Here is a 20,551-nt window from a genome sequence, read left to right on the forward strand (position 1 = left end):
CCTAAATTAATAATTTAAAATTTATTATATATTTAACAGACCAGCTAAAATAAAAATTTACTCATTTATTCTAGCCAAACAGTTACCAACTAATTTAAGGCAGTTGCTTTAATTAATTACAGTGTAAGTATCTTAAATCTCACCTCAAAAGAAGTGAGATTTAAGAAAAACAGATTATACTATTATATTTACCAGTGATAAGTTACACCAAGCTGACCATTAATATGCCTATACTGATGATTTCCCTTTTCAACAGACAAGCGCGTCCAAATATCAATGTTATTCTGGGTGCTAGCTTGTAAGCCAAGGGATAATTCAACAGCATTAGTTGGTGCCTTATCTTTGACCTTGTCCTTATCAAAAATCATTTTACTATTATTTGAATAGTTCCAATAGTTAGCCTCAACAAAGGGTTGCATTTTAACCCCAGAACCCGTTTCAAAATCAGCTAACAAACGCGTTCCTAAACGGGTTGTTAATTGATTGTCAGACTTCCACTTCACCTGAGTATTACTATTTTCTGTGTGATGACCAGCGTTATATCCTGACCAAATAAGCTGCGCCTGTGGTTGCAAATACCAAGTTTGATGCTGGTTCAGCGCAACTGTATAGCCGCCCTCAAGAGAGGCTGAATAGGCTTTTGTTTTATAGCTTTCTGATGCTAACCCATCACCTTTAACCTTGTTATCTACTGTACCGTACATTAGCCATGAATCTAGATAGCCACCTGTGTGCTGATTTGGTGTTTGCTGCCATGTTAGATAGGCACCAAAGTTATAACTATCTAAAGAGGACTTCGCTTTAGTATGGCTATTGTGGGTTTTGGTTTCGCCTTTGCCTAGCAGCCCCATAACACCAATATCCAAACGACTTCCATCACTCATAGCATGGCGCCAGACATCAGTACCAAAGTGAATAAGCTCACTCGTTGTACGTCGCTTCGAGCCAAACTGATCATTAAAGGATGACTTATCAGCTTGAACTCTAATCCAAGCGATAGAATCAGCGTCTTGATTGAGTGTTTGACCGCGGCGATCCTGCCACTTATGACGTTGTAACCTTGTGGCTAATTGCAAATTAGCCAAATAACCACCTACTTCTGGACGATACTCAATTTCATCGTCTGGATCTACTGGTGGAATAATATCCGGATTTTTAACCGAGGAGAGATACCAGTTAGATTCATTCTTACTTTGATCAGCTCCGCGTATTAAGAAATAATCATAGGCACCTACAGCAATGGAGGCTTCTTTGGATCCAGTAGCCGCGCGATATCCTGTTGAACCTTGATGTAAATAAAAAGCATCAGCATCTGTTGTAGCATTATTTATAGCATCTACCACTAGAATGCCATTTTTCGTACTAGCACCGGCTCCACCAGCATTAACAAATTTAAGCCCAGTCTGCCCTTTAGCTGAGCCATTAATGATAATTTTATCTGTTAATGATGAATCATCGCCAAATACAGTATTCAACTCTATAAAGGAGTTAGTGCTAGAGAGCTGGTTAATCTCAAGAATATTACCTGGCTGAGCTGTTTTGAATTTAATATTTGAGTTATCTAATGTTAGCTTATCAAGATTCGATCCAGAATCCGTAACCCATTCGCTATCTGTCATTGTTATATTAGTTTTACCTAATACACTACCTGACCCTGTAAATTTGGATACCTTTCCTTCCAAGCGAGAATTGTTAGAAACTAAGTTAATCTCTCCAGCCTTATCAACTGTTTTAATTAAATAGTCACCACTAATAACTTTAGAATTATTTAGATTAACATTATACTTTGCATTTCGAACATAAAACATCTCGTTTATTGCTGCTAAATTAGACCCCGAAAAATCTATGTTATTTTCAGCATCTGAGGAGCTTTCAAAGCCACGTTCAGCTCCACTAAACGTTGAGTTTTCAACTACAAAACTTGTTTTGCTCTGATAGCCTGTTTGTAGATATTTAGAGTTTTTACCTTCTACTGAAGCAACAACTTCCGAAAGTTTAATACTATTTACTTTATTACTTTCCGTGTCTTTTCCTTGCGCTTTAGCAGCGAATAAAACTCGATTATCTCCCTGAGTTGCTAAACTACTCTTAACGGCTTCAAACGAACCACCATTAATAGAAACTAAAGGATCAATATTTCCTACAGTATTAATAGCTGTTACTTTTGTATTCGAAATACTAACTTTAGACTCATCTATGATATCAAATGCACGCCCTTTAACTGAGTCTACAATAATAAATCCGCTATTAAAAATTATACTACTACCCTTATCAGCTCTAATAGCACTAGTTGAAAAATGCTGGTTAGCTACATCTTGAGTCATACGTATAGTAGAGTTATTCATTGTCAATATAGCGCGCTTGCCTCTTGCAATAGCACCAATTGAATCACTCGCCTTCATTTCAATATTTATATTGTTTGCATTCACTACACTTTCTGTATCTATCAAGCCTATAGAACCAACAGCATATCCATTAATTTTAATGTCTATATTATCTAAGGTAGCTAATGTTCCATTTGCTGTTACTGAAGGTGGGTCCGTTACAATAGCAACACCATAGGTTGCAGTTTTATTTTCTTCACTATGGGATTTATCACGATTAATATTAATTTTTAAGTTTTTAATATCAGCTATGGCTTCAGCTGCTACTTGAACACCGAAAATATTTTTATTTTTAGCAAGATTATTTTTATAATTTATATTAATTTCACCTCCATCCCAAACTAATGTAGATGGAACACCACGAAAGCTTTTATTGGCTATACTTAACCCTGTATCTCTAGAATTTATATTTACATTTTTTAATACAGCTGTTGTATTTCCTTCAACAATTACAGCTATCTTCTCATCAGTTAAACTAGTAAATGATGAGTTTGTAACATTAAGATCAGTGCCTGTAGCATATAATGCATTTCCAGTAACAGTTACATTGGTATTTTTAATATCTGCAAAAACCCTTTCGCCCCCAGACGCTCTAGCGTTAGTTGACAAGAAAATACCTTTGCTGTTTGAGTTATCTGGCGCAACGAGCCCTATACCCGCATCATTGAGTGCATTTTGAAAGTCTTGGGGGTTATATTTAATAGTAATATTGTCTAGTGTAACATCCGCTCGCTGTCTAGCATCAGTAAACACATAGAAAGCATTCTTGGCCGCCTGAATTTCAGTATTCTTAAGTGTTACATTACCACCTTTTATATCAAAACCTGATGTAGCAGAAAATACTTTGTCACCGTCAAGGGATAACTCTTGATCACCAGTCTTGTGTCTGAAGGTTGGCTCTTCTAGGCTAGTTGGCAGATAGACTTTAGCATTAACAAAACCACTAACAGTAGCTAAGTTAAGAAGTGCAATGGATAAAAACAGCTTTTTCCTTGTAAATTTCATTTTGAATTCCCTTTCAAATAAAATATATATTAGCAAACTTTTAAAGCTTAAAAACACAAGTGCTTTTATTTAGCGAAATACATCACAGAAAAACCTAGAAAAGTTCATTGATGCAAGGCAAAAAAAAAGCCCCTCTATTGAGGGGCTTCAAGCTTTATAAGTCACTTTGACTTACATATGGTGCGGAAAGAGAGACTCGAACTCTCACACCTCGCGGCGCCAGAACCTAAATCTGGTGTGTCTACCAATTTCACCATTTCCGCAGAATCTGGGGTGGACGATGGGGATCGAACCCACGACGACAGGAATCACAATCCTGGGCTCTACCAACTGAGCTACGCCCACCACTAAGTGGTTACAACAACCTGCTGACATATCAACAAGTCTTGAATCTTTCGATTCGAATATGGTGCGGAAGGAGAGACTCGAACTCTCACACCTCGCGGCGCCAGAACCTAAATCTGGTGTGTCTACCAATTTCACCACTTCCGCAAAATCTGGGGTGGACGATGGGGATCGAACCCACGACAACAGGAATCACAATCCTGGGCTCTACCAACTGAGCTACGCCCACCACATAAGTAAAGCTCTTTACCAAACACCACGCTATGGCGCGCCCGGCAGGACTCGAACCTGCGACCACCCGCTTAGAAGGCGGGTGCTCTATCCAGCTGAGCTACGGGCGCTTTACAGCGATTCGTAGTAGCCTTGCCAAGTACCATAAAATGGCGCTCTAGGCTGTGCTTGGTAAGCGGGGCGTATATTATGCATAAGCAAGCAACACGTCAACTGTTTTTTAATTTTTTTTAAAAAAATCAGTACGATAGGATTCTTAGCAAGGAAAGCGGTGGTTAAATCTTTGCCCCAAGCGCTAAGCATGCGACAATAATCAACTTCTTAGTTTTACTCTTTACGGTTACTAGCCCTCATGACAGCTCAACTAATAGATGGTAAAGCACTTGCTGCAAGTGTGCGCCAAACGCTCTCACAAAAAGTTCAAGACCGCCTAAATAAAGGCTTACGCGCCCCTGGCCTTGCGGTAATTTTAGTTGGTAATGATCCTGCCTCTGAAGTTTATGTGGCGCATAAGCGTAAAGATTGCGAACAAGTTGGCTTTATTTCAAAAGCTTACGATTTGCCAGCAAGCACTTCTCAAGAAGAATTACTCACACTGATTGATAACCTGAATACTGATACTACTATTGATGGTATTTTAGTGCAGTTACCGCTACCAGCACATTTAGACTCCTCTCTTTTATTAGAACGTATTAATCCTAAAAAAGATGTTGATGGTTTCCATCCTTATAATATTGGTCGGCTCGCACAACGCACCCCCTTACTGCGCCCTTGCACACCTAAAGGTATTATTGCGTTACTGCAAACCACAGGTGTGAACTTGCACGGTTTAAACGCTGTAATTGTTGGTGCCTCCAATATTGTAGGCCGTCCTATGGCGCTTGAATTATTGTTAGCAGGCTGTACTACAACTGTGACCCACCGTTTTACTAAAGATTTAGAAGCCCATGTACGCAATGCTGACTTAGTAGTGGTTGCTGTTGGTAAACCTGGATTAGTGAAAGGCGAGTGGATTAAACCCGGTTCAATTGTTATTGATGTAGGGATCAATCGCTTAGAGAGTGGTAAGTTAATTGGTGATGTAGAATTTGATGTGGCAGTCAATCGTGCAGGGTTTATTACACCTGTACCTGGGGGCGTTGGCCCTATGACACGCGCTTGCTTATTAGAGAACACACTAGAAGCGTGCGAGAATCTAGAAAAAAATAGCTAAATTGATAAGGGCGCTGATTAGCGCCCTTTTCGTTTATGCTTTAACTACGGGTGTCTCAGGATACCAAATATCAACCAATTCACTGATTTCTAAATCTGTAATATCTGTGCGAGCACTTAACCAATCTGCCACTAATTTACGTTGCTCTTCAGTTACAGAACCACGTTTTGCTAAGCAAATACGATCACAATTATAATCATACAAGTAGCCCATGCCGTTGGCTTCTACTACATTCAACACAAAGTCAACAATAAAGGTATCAATTTGCTCGTCTGTAAGGTTATCTGCATAGTTATACTTAACGGTGAAACCTAACTCTTGGAACTCGTCAACAAATAATTTTTTGCGTAAACGACGTGAACGATTTTTAGCCATGCTACTTTCTCCTCAAATAATGGGGCATCTTAACAGTTTTTATTCAAAGAAAGCAGTTAAATAAGCTGTCATGCATAAGTTAAGATGTTTACTATTAAGTACCAGCGGTATGCACTTTATTTTTCGAGGATTTTGTTGTGTTTTCATTATTATTACCTCGCCTGTCATTAAAGACGGCTGCTCGTTTGGCTTCCTATACATTATTGGGACTTTCTTTACAGTTGCCGGCGGTGGCTGCCAGCATCAATACACTACCTGAGGCGGTTAGCAAAGAACTTGCACGCCAGAAAATTGACCCCAGCGCTTTTTCACTTGTCAGCATCCCTTTGACCAACAAACAAGCCCCAGCGCGCTATTTTAACGCGGATGTTCCTGTTAATCCGGCTTCTACCATGAAGCTTGTGACAACCTATGCTGCACTTGAGTTATTAGGCGCTTCCTTTCAATGGAAAACAGAGTTTTTTACTGATGGGGAAGTACGTGATGGTATTTTACATGGCAACCTCTACGTTAAAGGCGGCGGCGATCCTAAGCTAAACATGGAGAAGCTCTGGCTTTTACTGCGAGACTTACGTGCCAATGGCGTACAGCATATTAAAGGCGATTTAATCCTAGACCGAAATCATTTTGTTTTACCTCAGTTAGAAGCCTTTGATGATGATGGTGAAGATCAAAACAAACCTTACTTAGTAGAGCCAGACTCGTTACTCATTAACTTTAAAGCAATGCGTGTAATTGTTCGTGCAGAAGCCTCTGGCGTTAAAATCACTACTGAACCACCGGTAACCAATTTACGCATTGAAAACTATGTCACCCTTCAGCCTAAAGGCCGCTGTGTTTATCCCGATAAACTAAGTTATACATCTTTTGATACAGGCAGTAAGTCCACTCTTGCTATAAGTGGCAATCTCGCCGAAGGCTGTAGTGCACAAAAATACATGGCCTTACTCGATCATTCCAGTTATGCGGCTGATGTCATACGTAGCATTTGGGCTGAAATGGGGGGCACTATTAGTGGCAAAGACCTTCTAACTACTGTACCTGCTGATGCAAAATTACTGACTCGTGCCTACTCTTCCGATTTAACTGAAGTGATTCGTGATATCAACAAATACAGTAATAACACCATGGCAAAGCAGGTCTTCTTAAGCATTGGACGGCACTACCGAACCAGTGCTGATGTTGATGACGCAGCCGCCGCTCGACGCATGGTCGCCAAGTGGTTAATGGATAAAAAAATCGTGGCTAACAATCTCGTTATCGAAAACGGATCTGGTTTATCCCGCAAAGAGCAAGTTACCGCTCGTGAGTTAGGCGCTTTACTACAAGCTGCATGGAAAAGTCCTTATGCCGCTGAGTTTATTTCCTCCATGCCGATTGCTGCTATGGACGGCACTATGCGTAGCCGCTTAAAAAACACAGATATTCGTGGACAAGCTCATATTAAAACAGGCACCTTACGTAATGTGCGCGCTATTGCAGGCTTTACGCGTGACAAAAACGGAGAAACATGGGCTGTTGTAGCTATTATTAACCATGACCAGCCTTGGGGTGGAGCTGCTGTATTAGACAAAGCTCTATTAGAACTTTATGAGAATCCAAGTCATTAATATCGATAAATTATCAATATAAAATCATAAAACTTCGTATAAAAATCAGGTAATTTACTGATTTTTATACGACTAAAGTCTATTGAAGTGTTTCTTACCCCTTATGATCAATATACACTTCGCCCCTTAATGGTTAATTTAGGGTTTCATCATGGGTAATAATCCACAACCTACAGACTTGCCTGAGGTTTATCGAGGCAAATATGTTAAAGGTCTTATTATTACAGCTATTGCTATTATTGCTGCTTTTACTATCTACTCAACGCTACCATTTAGTGATCAAGCCAACCGTGGCATAGCGCTATTAACATTAATTGCTATTTTGTGGCTAACAGAAGCCATTCATGTCACCATTACAGCCCTATTAATTCCAGTAGTTGCTATTGCTATTGGCATTGAAGACATTAATACAAAAACAGCACTGCAAGCCTTCTCAGACCCTATTATTTTCTTATTCTTTGGTGGTTTTGCTCTGGCTTCTGCTTTACATGTGCAAAAAATTGATAAGAAAATTGCGTTTTGGCTAATCTCTTTATCAGGTGCACACTTAGGTGTTACAGCCTTTGCTATTTTTGGGGTTACTGCATTACTCTCAATGTGGATCAGCAATACTGCCACCGCTGCAATGATGCTACCCTTAGCTATGGGTATTCTTAGCCAGCTAGATAGCACTAAAGACCGCGGCACCTTTGTCTTTATGTTATTAGGTATTGCTTATTCTGCCAGTATTGGCGGACTAGGCACCTTAGTAGGCTCACCACCTAACGCTATTACAGCTAAAAACTTGGGCTTAGATTTCGTGGGCTGGTTCAAGTTTGGCCTACCTATCATGCTTGTTCTATTGCCCGTGATGATACTGACCCTTTACTTTGTATTTAAGCCAAAGTTAGGACAAAGAATTCAAGTTGAAACGGAAGACATCCCATGGAATCCTGCTCGTATCACCACCATGATTATTTTCGTGCTGACTGCTGCCGCTTGGATTGGTGGCACTTGGATTAAAAATACACTTGGTATTGCCAGTCCTGACAGCTTTATTGCTCTTTGTGCTGCTATTGCGGTGGTATTATTTGGCGTCACCGATTGGCGCCAAATTTCAGAAAATACAGACTGGGGCGTACTTTACTTATTTGGTGGAGGCTTAACACTTAGCGCTATTTTAGATATCACAGGTGCTTCTGCCGAACTTGGCAACATGATGGCTCACGTATTTGGTGATGCACCTGTTTATGTTGTTATTTTATCTGTAGTTACCTTTATCATTATTTTAACTGAGTTTACTAGCAACACGGCCTCAGCAGCCTTGTTAGTACCAGTTTTTGCTGGTGTTGCTCAGCAGATGCAAGTGCCACCTTTGGTGCTTGTTATGATGATAGGTATCGGTGCCTCTTGTGCCTTTATGCTCCCTGTAGCTACACCACCTAATGCTATTGTGTTTGGGACAGGCGCTATTCGTCAGCGTGAAATGATTGTAGCAGGCGGTGTACTTAACCTAATCTGTGTCATTATTCTGTCACTATGGGGCTATTTCTTCCTTATGTAAGATAGACACTTCCTAGCACAATAAAAAGCCCCAAAACGTTAGTTCATTTTGGGGCTTTTTATTGATTGACTGAAAACACATAAGTCGTTAAAACAAGGATAACTGGGTAGAAAAGTGCTGCTGCTCTTTAGTGAATGGATCAAAAAAAGATAAATCAGAAGCCAGTAGCTTAAGTGGATGTGAAAAATCTGTTGTCTCTTGCTCTGCCATGACAGGATAAAACTCGTCATTTAGAATAGGGGCACCTAAAGCTGCCATATGTACGCGTAACTGGTGCTTTTTACCTGTTACTGGGTACAGTGCATAATGCCAATAGTTATCCATCTTAGCCAGTACTTCTAAACGTGTTTCGCTGTTAACTTCGCCTATCCCTTCTCGCATACGAAAAAAAGGCTCTCCTTTTGTTATATGGCTAGAATAATTAAAAGGAAACTGGCGATCAGGCAAAGGTTTTGCCAAGGCTTGATAGCGTTTTGTTACTGCCCTTGAGCGAAATAAAGCATGATAGGCATCACGTGCTATTGGGGTTTTGGCGAATAATACTAATCCAGCTGTGACTCTATCTAGCCGATGAATAGGCACTAGATCAGCATTGCCGGTTTTATGTTGCAAACGTCGAAGCAAGCTCTGCTCAACATACATACCTACAGGTGCAACTACCAAAAAATGCGGTTTATCTACCACAAGCAGATGTTCATTTTCATATAATATCTGTTCTTGAAAAGGCACTTCAGGCTCTGCATCTACTTCACGAAAGTAAAATATTTGAGCCCCCTGTTGATACGCTGTACTAGTAGAAAGGGGCTGTAACTGGCTATTTAGCACTTTTTTAAAATGAAAACGTGCTTGCCAAACTGCTGGAGAAATATTCGGGAAACGAGCACATAACGCTTGATAAACTGTCTGCCAATTACCCTCTGGCAAAAATACAGTGCTCGCTCCTAAGGGTTTTTCAACCATGTTACGTGTTAGTGCAAAAGATGTGGTTTTTCTTCTACAGAATCATCTTCATCTAAAAATAGGTCTTCCTCATTTAGATTCCCAGCCTCTTGCAGCCCAGCATGAAACATAGCTTTAGCAACATCAATATAGCGTTCTTTTAACACTTCTTTTGTCTCACTGGAAAAAGTTAGGGTTACCAGCGGACCCTCTTCTTCAGAGCGACGCAATACGATACGACCATCAGGTAACTCAACAATTTCTAAAAAAGCAGACGACATTTCAATAACCTAATCAATATTTACGTTTAGTTTAACAGAACCCTAGCATGCACCCAACTTAAGAAAAAGCCACCCTAAGGTGGCTTTTTGCTATTTCTTGCGCTTATCCTCAACAATCCACTGTTTTCCATCATAGGTCGCACGCCAACCTGTCGGTTTGCCGGCTACTTCAGATTGAACATATTGTTCTTTGGTTTTGCGGCTAAAACGAATAACTGCAGGCTGCCCATCTGGATCTTGTTGTGGAGCTGAAAGTAAGTAGTGGTATTTAGGATCAATTTCTGCTTTATGTGGAATCAACTCAGATACCAAAGGTGCTCGTGTTTCACGTTTTTTAGGGAATTGGCTAGCCGCTAAAAACAGCCCAGATGCACCGTCTCGTAGCACATAGGTATCATCTACTTTTTCACAACGCAACTCTGGCATAGCTACAGGATCAATCTTAGGTGGTGCAGCCTCGCCATTTTTCAGTAGTTTACGTGTATTTTTGCATTCGCCATTAGTGCAGCCAAAAAACTTTCCAAAACGGCCAGTTTTTAGCTGCATATCACTACCGCACTTATCGCATTCTAGGCTTGGGCCATCGTATCCTTTAATACGGAATTGGCCTTGCTCAATTTCGTAACCATCGCAGTCTGGATTATTGCCGCAAATATGCAGCTTACGGTGCTCATCTAATAGATAAGCATCCATTGCCGAGCCACACTTCTGACAACGACGTTTATGGCGTAACAAGCGCGATTCTGACTCACCTTCATCATCTGCTGCAATTTCATCGCCAGGTACAAGATTCATTGTGGTTTTGCAACGCTCTTTTGGAGGTAATGCATAGCCTGAACAACCTAAAAATACACCCGTTGAGGCTGTTCTTATCTGCATTGGGCGGCCACAATCTTTACATGCAATATTAGTTAAGGTTGGCGTGTTTTCACGCATGCCCGCTTTGCTGTCTTCGGCTGTTTCCAGCTTCTGTTTAAAGTCACCATAGAAACTATCTAGCAATTTCTTCCAGCCTAAGCTGCCTTGAGCAATATCGTCTAGGCGCTCTTCCATTCCAGCTGTAAAGCCATAATCCATTAAATCTGGGAAGCTTTCATTCAGTCGTTCAGTAACAATATCGCCCATCTTTTCAGCATAAAAACGTCGATTTTGAATAGCCACATAACCACGGTCTTGAATCGTAGAAATAATCGAGGCATAGGTTGATGGTCGACCAATACCTCGTTTTTCTAGCTCTTTAACTAAACTGGCTTCAGAGTAGCGCGCAGGAGGCTTGGTAAAATTCTGTACTGGATCTAGTTTTAGCAAATCTAAGACTTGCCCTTCTTTAATATCTGGCAAAACTGCATCTTCTGCACTTTTATTTTGTGGCAAGACGCGCGTATAACCATCAAACTTCATGATGCGTCCTTTGGCACGCAACTCAAACTCACCTGACTGCACACTTAAACTGCTCGATAAGTACTCAGCTGGTGTCATCTGGCAAGCTACAAACTGGCGCCAAATAATTTCATACAAACGCTGCGCATCACGCTCCATATCGGTTAGCTTTTCAGGTAAACGCTGGACATCTGATGGACGTATGGCTTCGTGCGCTTCTTGCGCATTTTCTTTACTGCTGTAAAAGTTTGGTTTTTCAGGCAGATACTGCTTACCAAATTCACTATCAATATAATTACGTACCATATCTAGCGCATCGCTAGATAAATTGGTCGAGTCAGTACGCATGTAGGTAATATGCCCAGCCTCGTATAAACGCTGGGCTAGCATCATAGTTTTCTTTACACCAAAGCCTAAACGTGTGCTAGCTGCTTGCTGTAACGTTGAGGTAATAAAAGGAGCTGAAGCCTTACTGCTGGTAGGTTTATCAGTACGCTTAATAACATTGTAATTACTGGCCTGTAACTGCCTTACTGCTGCATCCGCTTGGGCTTGATTTAGCGGACGGAAGTTTTCATCATTTTGTTTAATGACTTCAAAGCGTACAGATTCTTTTTTTGCACCTAAATCGGCAAAGATTTGCCAAAACTCCTCAGGCACAAAAGCGCGAATTTCTTTTTCACGATCTACTACAAGCTTCACTGCTACAGATTGCACACGGCCTGCAGATAAGCCGCGCGCAATTTTTTTCCATAACAAAGGGGAAACCATAAAGCCCACAACACGATCTAAAAAACGGCGTGCTTGTTGAGCGTCCACTTGATCTAAATTTAAGGTGCTCGGTTGGGCAAAGGCTTGCTGAATGGCTTTTTTAGTAATTTCATTAAAAACAACACGTTTATAACGTGATTCGTCACCACCGATAGCTTCGCGTAAATGCCATGCAATAGCCTCTCCTTCTCTATCCAAGTCCGTTGCGAGATAGATAGTATCTGCATCTTTGGCTAAACGGCGTAGCTCTTCAATAACTTTTTCTTTGCCTGGCAAAATTTCATAATGCGCCTTCCAGCCGTTTTCCGGGTCAATACCCATGCGCGCTACCAATTGACGCTGCGCTTTTTCTTTGGCGGAAAGCTTAGTTTGGCTAGTGCTTGAGCTTTTACCCGCCGCACCACTGGTAGGTAAATCTCGGATATGTCCAATACTGGATTTAACCACATATTGGCTACCCAAATATTTATTGATGGTCTTGGCTTTAGCCGGGGATTCCACAATAACCAGCGATTTACCCATTGCTCGGTCGTTTCCTGCTATTAAATGAATCGGATATCGCAGCTCTTAAACTACACATCAACAGAACTACAGAATTATTAGGCGCTATATATAGTGCCTTATTGGTGAAGGTCAAGTTTTTCACTTACAAAATTTAGTTTTTCTCAGTAAATGGAGCATCACAGGCTTCTACTAAAGCAAAACGAGGCTGTTCTTGCCCCTCTATTTTTACCTTCTCACAAAACATTGTTAAAGGTCTAACCCAAAAGTCAAATTTTCCATACAGGGTTTGATAAAAAACAAAAACTTCTTCTGTTTCAGAATGTTTTGCCAAGGCATAAACACGGTACAGCTGCCCTTTATAATGACGATAAATGCCTAACTCTAATGCCATTTTATTCTCTTTTAAAATAAAAATCGGGGCCAAAGCCCCGATTTCAACTACCTTTGAGGATTAAATTCGCTCAAATACTGTAGTAATACCTTGTCCTAAGCCAATACACATAGTAGCCACACCTAGGCGCCCGTTATTTTGTTTCATAACGTTCAATAGTGTGCCTGAAATACGTGCGCCAGAACAACCAAATGGATGGCCTAAAGCAATTGCCCCACCATGTAGGTTTACTTTTTGATCCATTTGTTCAAGCAGTTTAAGGTCTTTCAGTACAGGTAATGACTGGGCTGCAAAGGCTTCGTTAAGTTCCCAGAAATCAATATCTTCAACATTTAAACCTGCACGTTTAAGCGCTTTTTTCGTTGCAGGAACTGGGCCGTAACCCATAATCGAAGGATCAACACCCGCCACCGCCATAGCACGTACCACTGCCATAGGTTCAATACCCAGCGCTTTAGCACGTTCCCATGACATCACAATCATACAAGATGCACCATCCGTAATTTGTGATGATGAGCCGGCTGTCACAGTGCCGCCTTTAGGGTTAAAGGCTGGACGTAATGCTGTTAAGCCTTCCAGAGTTGTCTCAGGACGAATAGTCTCGTCGTAATCGAACATCTGTAGCTTGCCGTCTGCATCATAGCCTTCCATAGGGATAATTTCATCTTTGAAATTTCCTTCTATAGTCGCCTTGTGTGCTAACTGGTGTGAACGCAAAGCAAATTTATCTTGAGCTTCACGTGTAATACCATGCATTTTACCTAGCAATTCTGCTGTTAAGCCCATCATGCCAGATGCTTTGGCAGCGTAAAGTGACTGCTGTGGGTTAGGATCAACACCATGCATCATACCTACGTGCCCCATATGCTCTACACCACCCACTACAAATACATCACCATTACCTGTTTGAATGGCTTGTACCGCAGTTTGCAAAGCACTCATAGATGAACCGCAAAGACGGCTGACTGTTTGAGCTGAACTGGTGTGTGGAATTGGCGTCATTAACGAAGCCATACGGGCAATATTCCAACCTTGCTCTAAGGTTTGGTTAACACAACCCCAAATAACATCTTCAACTTCGTTCGGATCAACCTTTGTGTTGCGCTCTAACAATTTAGTAATCAAGTGCGCCGACATGTTTTCAGCGCGTGTATTACGGTGCATGCCGCCTTTAGAACGCCCCATTGGTGTGCGTCCGAAATCGACAATAACTGCATCTCTTGGATTTAAGCTCATATCTATTCTCTCGCTCTAAACCTGTCCGTTATTAGTTGAAAAACTTCTTACCGTTTTTCGCCATTTCACGCAGTTTTTCAGTTGGGTGATATAACGGACCAAGATCAGCATATTTATCAGCCAGTGCCACAAACTCAGCTACACCAATGCTATCAATGTAACGTAATGCACCGCCACGGAATGGTGGGAAACCAATACCGTAAATCAACCCCATATCTGCTTCTGCTGCGGTTTCAACAATGCCATCTTCTAGGCAACGCACAGTTTCTAAGCACAAAGGAATCATCATGTAATTAATGATGTCTTCATCTGTTACTTCACGTTTTTCATAAACGATTGGTGCTAGCACCTCGAGAACAGACTCATCTACTACTTTTTTTGGCTTGCCGCGCTTATCTGTTTCATAAACATAGAAGCCTTTACCGTTTTTCTGACCTAAACGATTAGCATCATAAAGCGCATCAATTGCTGTACGACGGTCGTCCTTCATACGATCAGGAAAGCCTTCAGCCATTACGTCACGGCCATGATGTCCAGTGTCGATCCCAACCACGTCCATCAAATAAGCAGGCCCCATAGGCCAACCAAATCTTTCCATGATCTTATCAATACGTACAAAATCAACGCCCAAACTCACTAAACGAGCAAAGCCACCAAAGTACGGGAAAAGTACACGATTAACTAAAAAGCCAGGACAATCATTTACAACAATAGGGTTTTTGCCCATTTTTTTCGCATAAGCCACTGTAGTGGCTACCGCTTTTTCAGAAGACTTTTCGCCACGAATAACTTCAACCAATGGCATCATATGCACAGGGTTAAAAAAGTGCATACCAACAAAGTTTTCTGGGCGTTTTAACGACTTAGCTAATAGGTTAATCGAAATAGTAGAGGTATTAGATGCCAAGATAGTGTCTTCACGTACTTGATCTTCAACTTCGGCTAAAACAATTTGTTTAACTTTTGGATTTTCAACAACAGCTTCGACTACAATATCGACGTTTTTAAAATCGCCATATGACATAGTTGGGCGAATACGTGTTAGCGCTTGCGCCATTGCCATCGGTTCTAAACGTTTTTTCTCAAGACGTTTTACCAATAATTTTGAAGCTTCATCCAGACCAGCTTGAATGCCCTCTTCACGAATATCTTTCATTAAGATAGGCGTGCCTTTTAGAGCTGACTGATAGGCGATACCCCCCCCCATAATGCCAGCACCCAATACTGAAGCAAGGTTTACATCACCTGAAATTTTGTCGTAGTGCTTGGCCTTTTGTTTTAATGCTTGATCGTTTAAGAACAAGCCTACTAAAGCTTGACAAACATCTGTTTTGGCGAGTTTGGCAAAGCCTTTAGCTTCGACTTCGATTGCCTTATCACGGGTCAGATTAGCCGCTTTTTGAATCGTTTTAATAGCTTCTACAGGAGCAGGATAGTTAGGGCCAGCTTTGCCGGCTACAAAACCTTTTGCCGTTTCAAACGACATCATTTGTTCCATAGCATTTAGCTTTAATTTTTCTAATTTAGGCGCACGTTTAGCCTGCCAGTCCAACTCACCTGAAATGGCTCGCTGCAGTAAGTCAATAGTGGCATCACGCAGTAAATCAGCCTTAACCACAGCATCTACTAAACCGATTTTTAGTGATTCTTCACTACGCCCTTCTTTACCTGCTGCAATCCACTCAATGGCGTTATCCGCACCAACTAGACGAGGCATGCGCACTGTGCCGCCAAATCCTGGGTAAATTCCCAGTTTTACTTCTGGCAAGCCGATTTTCACACCATCCGCTAATACGCGGTAATCCGCTGCTAAACACATTTCAAGACCACCACCTAAGGCAACGCCGTTAATAGCGACTGCCGTTGGCACGTCTAAGTCTTCAAACTTACTAAAAATCCCATTTACACTAATCAGATGAGCAGCAATATCTTCTTCTGAAGCCTTAAAGTTCTCACCAAACTCTGTAATGTCAGCACCTACGATAAATACCTCTTTACCGCTAGTGACAAGCACTGCTTTTTTAGATTTATCATTTTGAATAGCATCAACCGCTTGGTTTAGCTCTTCTAAGGTTTGACGATTGAATTTATTTACGGACTCGCCTTGAAGATCGAATTTTAATTCAACAATTCCGTTCTCAAGCGCTTGTACCGTGATGGCTTTACCTTCGTAAATCATCAACTGATCTCCATCTGATGGAAGCTAAGCAGTTATTTATCAAGTGTTTAAGCGAACAAAAACACTCGCCGTACAGCATTCAAACATAATCGCAGAAAAATTCATACGCTTGTTTGATTTCTCTGAGCACACATTCAAGCAAAAGAACCCAGTTGTCAATTATCTTCTCTCGCAAAATTAGCGAGAAAAGCTCTAGACGGTTTTAATTAACACTAAAGTTTGATTAGGTAGAACTCACCAGTTCTGCTTTTGAGGGTACTTTGAAGGAGAAAAGGGAGGCTAGTTACTAGAGCCAATAGAAAAGTTGCACGGCTTCACAGTATTCGGTATTTTCAATAAAGGTTAATTATTCAATCAGCTCTACTGGAGATATCAGATGATTTATCAACATATTTTAGTAGCAACGGACTTAGCTGATGAGGCGCGTAATGGATTTAAACATGTGTATGAGCTAGCTTGCGCACTCAATGCCAAACTATCTTTTATTCATGTGATTGAGCCCATAGCAATTGCATTTGGCGCTGACGTTCCTATGGATTTATCACAATTGCAAGAACAACAAATGCAAAGCGCCATTGCTCGTCTAGATGAGTTCACAGCACCACTGGCTGATATTAAGGCAACAGATAAACATGTTGTGCTTGGGCAACCCAAGCAAGCCATCCATCAATTTGCTATAGAGCAGAATGTTGACCTTATTATGGTAGGTAGTCATGGCCGCCATGGATTAGCACTGATTTTAGGCTCCACTACTAATGACGTGCTTTCAGGAGCACCCTGTGATGTATTGGCAGTTGATATAAAACGTTTTAATAGCATTTAACAATAAAGGCGCTTTAAGCGCCTTTATTGTTAATCTGTTAATAAATCTGTAACAGATCAAATCTAAATTAAACTCAAATCACTATATTAGACAGAGTTAATGCAATAACTCTTATCAGCCTGACTATAACTTCAAATAAGTACAGCAATTGTCAGACAAAACGATCAAAAAATGCTTGTTTTTTATTTTTCGGCACATTTATAGACCATTGTATCAGTAAAAGCTTATTTTTTTAACTAAATTCTGTTGGCTGGTCACGAAATCATTGATAGCTTCAATTTGCGTTCTCACATCTGGAGTTATAACAAAAATGCGTATTCCATTTTTTCGTACCAGTTTAGCTATTGCACTGGCAACAGCTTCAACTTATTCCTTAGCCAATGGTTTGGCGATTAACGAACAAAGCGCAAGTAGCGCAGGTACTGCTTATGCAGGACGCGCTTCATCTGCTCTTGATGCCAGTACAATTTTCGGCAACCCTGCCGGTTTAAGCAAACTTGAAGGCAACCAAATTGTAGGTGGTTTAGCTTTAGTAAAAGCCACAGTTGATATTAAGCAAAAAGGTGGTACTGCAAAGGGCCGTAACAAAGGGGATATGGTTCCTGTTGCAACAGTGCCTTTTGGTTATTTTTCAAGCCAAATTAATGAAAACTGGTCTGCTGGTGTAGGTATCTATGTACCTTTCGGTGTGATCAGCGACTATGAAAAAGACTTTGCGGGTCGTTCACATGGCTTAAAAAGCAGCGTTAACGTCATTACCTTCCAGCCAACTATTGCTTATAAGTTCAATGATATTGTTTCTGTAGGCTTTGGCCCTACTCTTAACCGTATTGAAGGTGAGTTGACTAATAGTTTAAACACATCAGGACTAGCTGGCGGTCAGCTAGCAAATGGTGACTCTAAAGTAAAAATTAAAGGGGATGACATTGCCTATGGTTTTAATGCGGGTGTAATGGTCAATATCACACCTGATACCACTTGGGGATTAACCTATCACTCTAAAGTAAAATATAAACTATCTGGCGATATTAAGTATGAAATAGATGGCAAACTAGCTAATGGCCCGTTAGGTGCATTCCTACCAAATGGCAAGCATAAAGCTACATTAGATATCACCATGCCAGAAATGATTGATACCTCTATCACTCATCGCTTGGATGATAAATGGACTCTACATGGCGGTGTTACTTACACACGCTGGAGCCGTCTAAAATCTATCGAAGCCAAGCCTAAAAATGGCGGTCCTATAGTTGGCGAAGAACTAGAGTGGTCAGATACCTGGGCATGGTCTTTAGGTGCTTCTTATCAGTTAAACCCTCAAGTTGTTTTGCGTACAGGTTTTGCGTGGGATAAATCACCAACTAACACAGAATATCGTAACGTACGTATTCCAGTCAGTGATCGTAAAATCTTTACTTTAGGTGCAGGCTGGTCTCCAACTAACGATTTAACCTTTGACTTTGCTTATGCCTATATCAAAGAAAACAAAGGCAAGGTTGATCGTCCAGACCAAAAACCAGTAAATGCACCTGGCATGGGTAATATTGGTTACTTACAGCCAGGCTATAAAGCCACTTACCGTAACAGTGCGCATGGTTTTACAGCACAAGCAACTTACAAGTTCTAAGCTGTAGTTGTCATACAAAAAGCCAGCATTTTATGCTGGCTTTTTGCTATTAACTCTATAGCCAAAACCTATTTGGTTTTACCTAAGTCATGCAAGCTACCACCACGACACTTAGGGGATGCAGGTGCGCCTTCTGCTGCGGCCCATTCATTGTCAGTGTAGGTATGCAAGGCTAAAGCATGAAACTGTGGCATTAACTCAGCTAAGGTTTGATAAACTAACTGATGCCGCTTAACCTTGCCCAGTCCGGCAAAGGCTTCACTTACAATAATGGCCTTATAGTGTGTTTCCTGCCCACGGCTATGCATGTGGCTTTCATCTTCAACCTGCAACGTCGAAGGTTGTAGCTGCTGCAATGCGTGTTGGATTTTTTCTTGCATATTCACTTAATTATTCTCCATTTGCTGTGCTTGGCGTTTATCCGCAGGATAAAAGCGTATCGAAAACACTAAGCACAAACTGGTCAACAGAAAGCCACAAGGAATAGCTAACATAGCTAAACGCAAGCCTTGCGCCTTAAATACTTCATTCATTTCGCTAACGCCTGCTGCCAGCATAGCATTACTGGCAAAAAAGTCTGATAAGGCCCCCGCAATAACAGGCCCCAACCCACCACCAAGCAAGTACAAGCCTGCAAAGAATAGTGCCATAGCTCTTGCCCTAAGGTGTGCAGCCACAATTTCTTGAATTACAGTATAAACACTGGTGTAGAAGCTATAGGCAAAGAACCATGCCAAGGCAAACAAACCCACAAAAATAATAACGGATAGCTCATCAGTATAAAGTGCCCAACCTGTTAAGAGTGCAGATAGCGCAATAGTGAAAGCCGCAAAGAGTAAACGGCCATTTTGCACGCTTTTATGAAGCTTATCTGCAATAAAACCTGCCAACGGCAAGCCCAAAAGACCTGTAACACCAACAATAATACCAACCGACACAGAGGCTTGTTTAATATCCAGCAAATAATGACGCTGCAACAATGGCACCATAAAAGCTGTGTTGGTGTACGTGGCAAAGTTATAAAACAAGCCGGCTGCTGTAAGCATCCATAGGGTTGGCACTTTTAGTAGCTTCCAGCTTGATTCTTGCTTTTTCACCTCATTGATAGTTTGTCGTACAGGTTCATTAATAAAGGCTATACAAATAGCCAACAAAACGCCTGGAATGGCAGCTACAAAAAATGCAGCTCGCCAATTAGCAAAAAACTCAATCACCCAACCCGTGGTAAAAAAGGCTAACAATAATCCAATAGGCAAACCAAGCATAAACAGACTCATAGCTCGCCCTCGTTTATGTTCAGGGAACAAGTCTGCAATAAGTGAGTTAGCTGCAGGACCATAGCTTGCTTCGCCGACACCAATACCAATACGCGCCAGCAGAAAGCCCCAAAAACCACTGACCATGCCGTTTAACGCAGTTAAACCACTCCACAGCAACAAGCCGCCACTCATAATATGCTTGCGTACACCTAAATCAGCTAAACGTGCTAAAGGGATTCCTGCCAACGCATACATTAGGGTAAAGCCTGTATTTACCCAGCCTATTTGTGTATCAGTTAATCCCCACTCATGGCGGATAGGCTCCATCACAATGCTAGGAATAACTCGATCATAAAAATTTAGGATATTGGCTAAAAAGAGCAAAAACATCACTCGCCATGCGTTCTTAGCTGTTTTTTCTGTTATTTCAGTAGCCTTCATTAGTTCTGTTTATC

15 protein-coding genes and 5 tRNA genes are annotated in these 20,551 nt (G+C 41.2%); 5 read left to right on the forward strand and 15 right to left on the reverse strand.

Going from position 1 to position 20,551, the window contains the following annotated elements; genetic code table 11:
- Positions 1–188: 188 nt before the first annotated feature.
- The 6 genes from VQ643_RS13990 to VQ643_RS14015 form a co-directional block, all read right to left on the reverse strand.
- Entirely contained in the window at positions 189–3,389 is a 3,201-nt protein-coding gene (locus VQ643_RS13990; RefSeq protein ID WP_414200532.1) for an autotransporter outer membrane beta-barrel domain-containing protein, read from the reverse strand.
- A gap of 178 nt (positions 3,390–3,567) precedes the next feature.
- Positions 3,568–3,652: transfer RNA gene (locus VQ643_RS13995), tRNA-Leu, on the reverse strand.
- Between the two features lie 6 nt (positions 3,653–3,658).
- A tRNA-His gene (locus VQ643_RS14000) sits at positions 3,659–3,734 on the reverse strand.
- A gap of 62 nt (positions 3,735–3,796) precedes the next feature.
- Positions 3,797–3,881 (reverse strand) — tRNA-Leu (locus tag VQ643_RS14005).
- 6 nt (positions 3,882–3,887) lie between these two features.
- A tRNA-His gene (locus VQ643_RS14010) sits at positions 3,888–3,963 on the reverse strand.
- A 35-nt stretch (positions 3,964–3,998) separates the two neighbouring features.
- Positions 3,999–4,075 (reverse strand) — tRNA-Arg (locus VQ643_RS14015).
- A 242-nt stretch (positions 4,076–4,317) separates the two neighbouring features.
- On the opposite strand from VQ643_RS14015, the gene folD reads away from it, so the two are divergent.
- On the forward strand, positions 4,318–5,178 hold the full coding sequence (folD, locus tag VQ643_RS14020) for a bifunctional methylenetetrahydrofolate dehydrogenase/methenyltetrahydrofolate cyclohydrolase FolD (protein WP_414200534.1): 861 nt from the start codon (positions 4,318–4,320) through the stop codon (positions 5,176–5,178).
- A 33-nt stretch (positions 5,179–5,211) separates the two neighbouring features.
- On the opposite strand, the gene VQ643_RS14025 is transcribed toward folD, so the two are convergent.
- Entirely contained in the window at positions 5,212–5,553 is a 342-nt protein-coding gene (locus tag VQ643_RS14025) for a YggL family protein (protein WP_414200536.1), read from the reverse strand.
- 161 nt (positions 5,554–5,714) lie between these two features.
- Here VQ643_RS14025 and dacB point away from each other — a divergent pair, with 161 nt between their 5' ends.
- Positions 5,715–7,163, forward strand: a complete 1,449-nt coding sequence (gene dacB, locus VQ643_RS14030; RefSeq protein WP_414200596.1) for a D-alanyl-D-alanine carboxypeptidase/D-alanyl-D-alanine-endopeptidase — start codon at positions 5,715–5,717, stop codon at positions 7,161–7,163.
- Between the two features lie 151 nt (positions 7,164–7,314).
- Positions 7,315–8,706 carry an SLC13 family permease gene (locus VQ643_RS14035; RefSeq protein WP_414200538.1) on the forward strand — a complete coding sequence of 464 codons (1,392 nt, stop codon included), beginning with the start codon at positions 7,315–7,317 and terminating at the stop codon, positions 8,704–8,706.
- 87 nt (positions 8,707–8,793) lie between these two features.
- On the opposite strand, the gene VQ643_RS14040 is transcribed toward VQ643_RS14035, so the two are convergent.
- The 6 genes from VQ643_RS14040 to fadB all read right to left on the reverse strand — a co-directional run bounded on the left by VQ643_RS14040 (position 8,794) and on the right by fadB (position 16,387).
- Positions 8,794–9,666, reverse strand: coding sequence for a pseudouridine synthase (locus VQ643_RS14040; protein ID WP_414200540.1), 873 nt, complete (start codon positions 9,664–9,666; stop codon positions 8,794–8,796).
- Positions 9,667–9,674: 8 nt separating this feature from the next.
- Entirely contained in the window at positions 9,675–9,926 is a 252-nt protein-coding gene (locus VQ643_RS14045) for a hypothetical protein (protein ID WP_414200542.1), read from the reverse strand.
- A gap of 90 nt (positions 9,927–10,016) precedes the next feature.
- Positions 10,017–12,599 carry a type I DNA topoisomerase gene (gene topA / locus VQ643_RS14050; RefSeq protein ID WP_414200544.1) on the reverse strand — a complete coding sequence of 861 codons (2,583 nt, stop codon included), beginning with the start codon at positions 12,597–12,599 and terminating at the stop codon, positions 10,017–10,019.
- A 133-nt stretch (positions 12,600–12,732) separates the two neighbouring features.
- A complete protein-coding gene (locus tag VQ643_RS14055) occupies positions 12,733–12,972 on the reverse strand; it encodes a DUF1653 domain-containing protein (protein ID WP_414200546.1) in 240 nt (79 codons plus the stop codon).
- Between the two features lie 60 nt (positions 12,973–13,032).
- Positions 13,033–14,208, reverse strand: a complete 1,176-nt coding sequence (gene fadA / locus VQ643_RS14060; protein ID WP_414200548.1) for an acetyl-CoA C-acyltransferase FadA — start codon at positions 14,206–14,208, stop codon at positions 13,033–13,035.
- A 31-nt stretch (positions 14,209–14,239) separates the two neighbouring features.
- Positions 14,240–16,387, reverse strand: coding sequence for a fatty acid oxidation complex subunit alpha FadB (fadB, locus tag VQ643_RS14065; RefSeq protein ID WP_414200598.1), 2,148 nt, complete (start codon positions 16,385–16,387; stop codon positions 14,240–14,242).
- Positions 16,388–16,763: 376 nt separating this feature from the next.
- Between fadB and VQ643_RS14070 the strand changes: the two genes are divergently transcribed.
- Together VQ643_RS14070 and VQ643_RS14075 are read left to right on the forward strand one after the other, a co-directional pair.
- Positions 16,764–17,210 carry a universal stress protein gene (locus tag VQ643_RS14070; RefSeq protein ID WP_414200550.1) on the forward strand — a complete coding sequence of 149 codons (447 nt, stop codon included), beginning with the start codon at positions 16,764–16,766 and terminating at the stop codon, positions 17,208–17,210.
- 310 nt (positions 17,211–17,520) lie between these two features.
- Positions 17,521–18,837: an OmpP1/FadL family transporter gene (locus VQ643_RS14075; protein ID WP_414200552.1), complete on the forward strand. Its 1,317-nt coding sequence runs from the start codon at positions 17,521–17,523 to the stop codon at positions 18,835–18,837.
- A gap of 68 nt (positions 18,838–18,905) precedes the next feature.
- Here VQ643_RS14075 and VQ643_RS14080 read toward each other — a convergent pair whose 3' ends face one another.
- Together VQ643_RS14080 and VQ643_RS14085 are read right to left on the reverse strand one after the other, a co-directional pair.
- Entirely contained in the window at positions 18,906–19,223 is a 318-nt protein-coding gene (locus tag VQ643_RS14080; protein WP_414200554.1) for a BolA family protein, read from the reverse strand.
- Positions 19,224–20,537: a spinster family MFS transporter gene (locus VQ643_RS14085; protein ID WP_414200556.1), complete on the reverse strand. Its 1,314-nt coding sequence runs from the start codon at positions 20,535–20,537 to the stop codon at positions 19,224–19,226.
- Between the last annotated feature and the right edge of the window lie 14 nt (positions 20,538–20,551).

This window comes from Pseudomonas sp. F1_0610 (assembly GCF_047470865.1).
Taxonomy (GTDB): domain Bacteria; phylum Pseudomonadota; class Gammaproteobacteria; order Pseudomonadales; family Pseudomonadaceae; genus JAZDRH01.

Coding starts and splice junctions, on each gene's coding strand:
- fadA (WP_414200548.1), bottom strand. CDS start 14,208: ATGAGCTTAAATCCAAGAGATGCAGTTATTGTCGATTTCGGACGCACA.
- VQ643_RS14075 (WP_414200552.1), top strand. CDS start 17,521: ATGCGTATTCCATTTTTTCGTACCAGTTTAGCTATTGCACTGGCAACA.
- folD (WP_414200534.1), top strand. CDS start 4,318: ATGACAGCTCAACTAATAGATGGTAAAGCACTTGCTGCAAGTGTGCGC.
- VQ643_RS13990 (WP_414200532.1), bottom strand. CDS start 3,389: ATGAAATTTACAAGGAAAAAGCTGTTTTTATCCATTGCACTTCTTAAC.
- fadB (WP_414200598.1), bottom strand. CDS start 16,387: ATGATTTACGAAGGTAAAGCCATCACGGTACAAGCGCTTGAGAACGGA.
- VQ643_RS14045 (WP_414200542.1), bottom strand. CDS start 9,926: ATGTCGTCTGCTTTTTTAGAAATTGTTGAGTTACCTGATGGTCGTATC.
- VQ643_RS14040 (WP_414200540.1), bottom strand. CDS start 9,666: ATGGTTGAAAAACCCTTAGGAGCGAGCACTGTATTTTTGCCAGAGGGT.
- VQ643_RS14055 (WP_414200546.1), bottom strand. CDS start 12,972: ATGGCATTAGAGTTAGGCATTTATCGTCATTATAAAGGGCAGCTGTAC.
- VQ643_RS14025 (WP_414200536.1), bottom strand. CDS start 5,553: ATGGCTAAAAATCGTTCACGTCGTTTACGCAAAAAATTATTTGTTGAC.
- VQ643_RS14035 (WP_414200538.1), top strand. CDS start 7,315: ATGGGTAATAATCCACAACCTACAGACTTGCCTGAGGTTTATCGAGGC.
- VQ643_RS14070 (WP_414200550.1), top strand. CDS start 16,764: ATGATTTATCAACATATTTTAGTAGCAACGGACTTAGCTGATGAGGCG.
- VQ643_RS14085 (WP_414200556.1), bottom strand. CDS start 20,537: ATGAAGGCTACTGAAATAACAGAAAAAACAGCTAAGAACGCATGGCGA.
- topA (WP_414200544.1), bottom strand. CDS start 12,599: ATGGGTAAATCGCTGGTTATTGTGGAATCCCCGGCTAAAGCCAAGACC.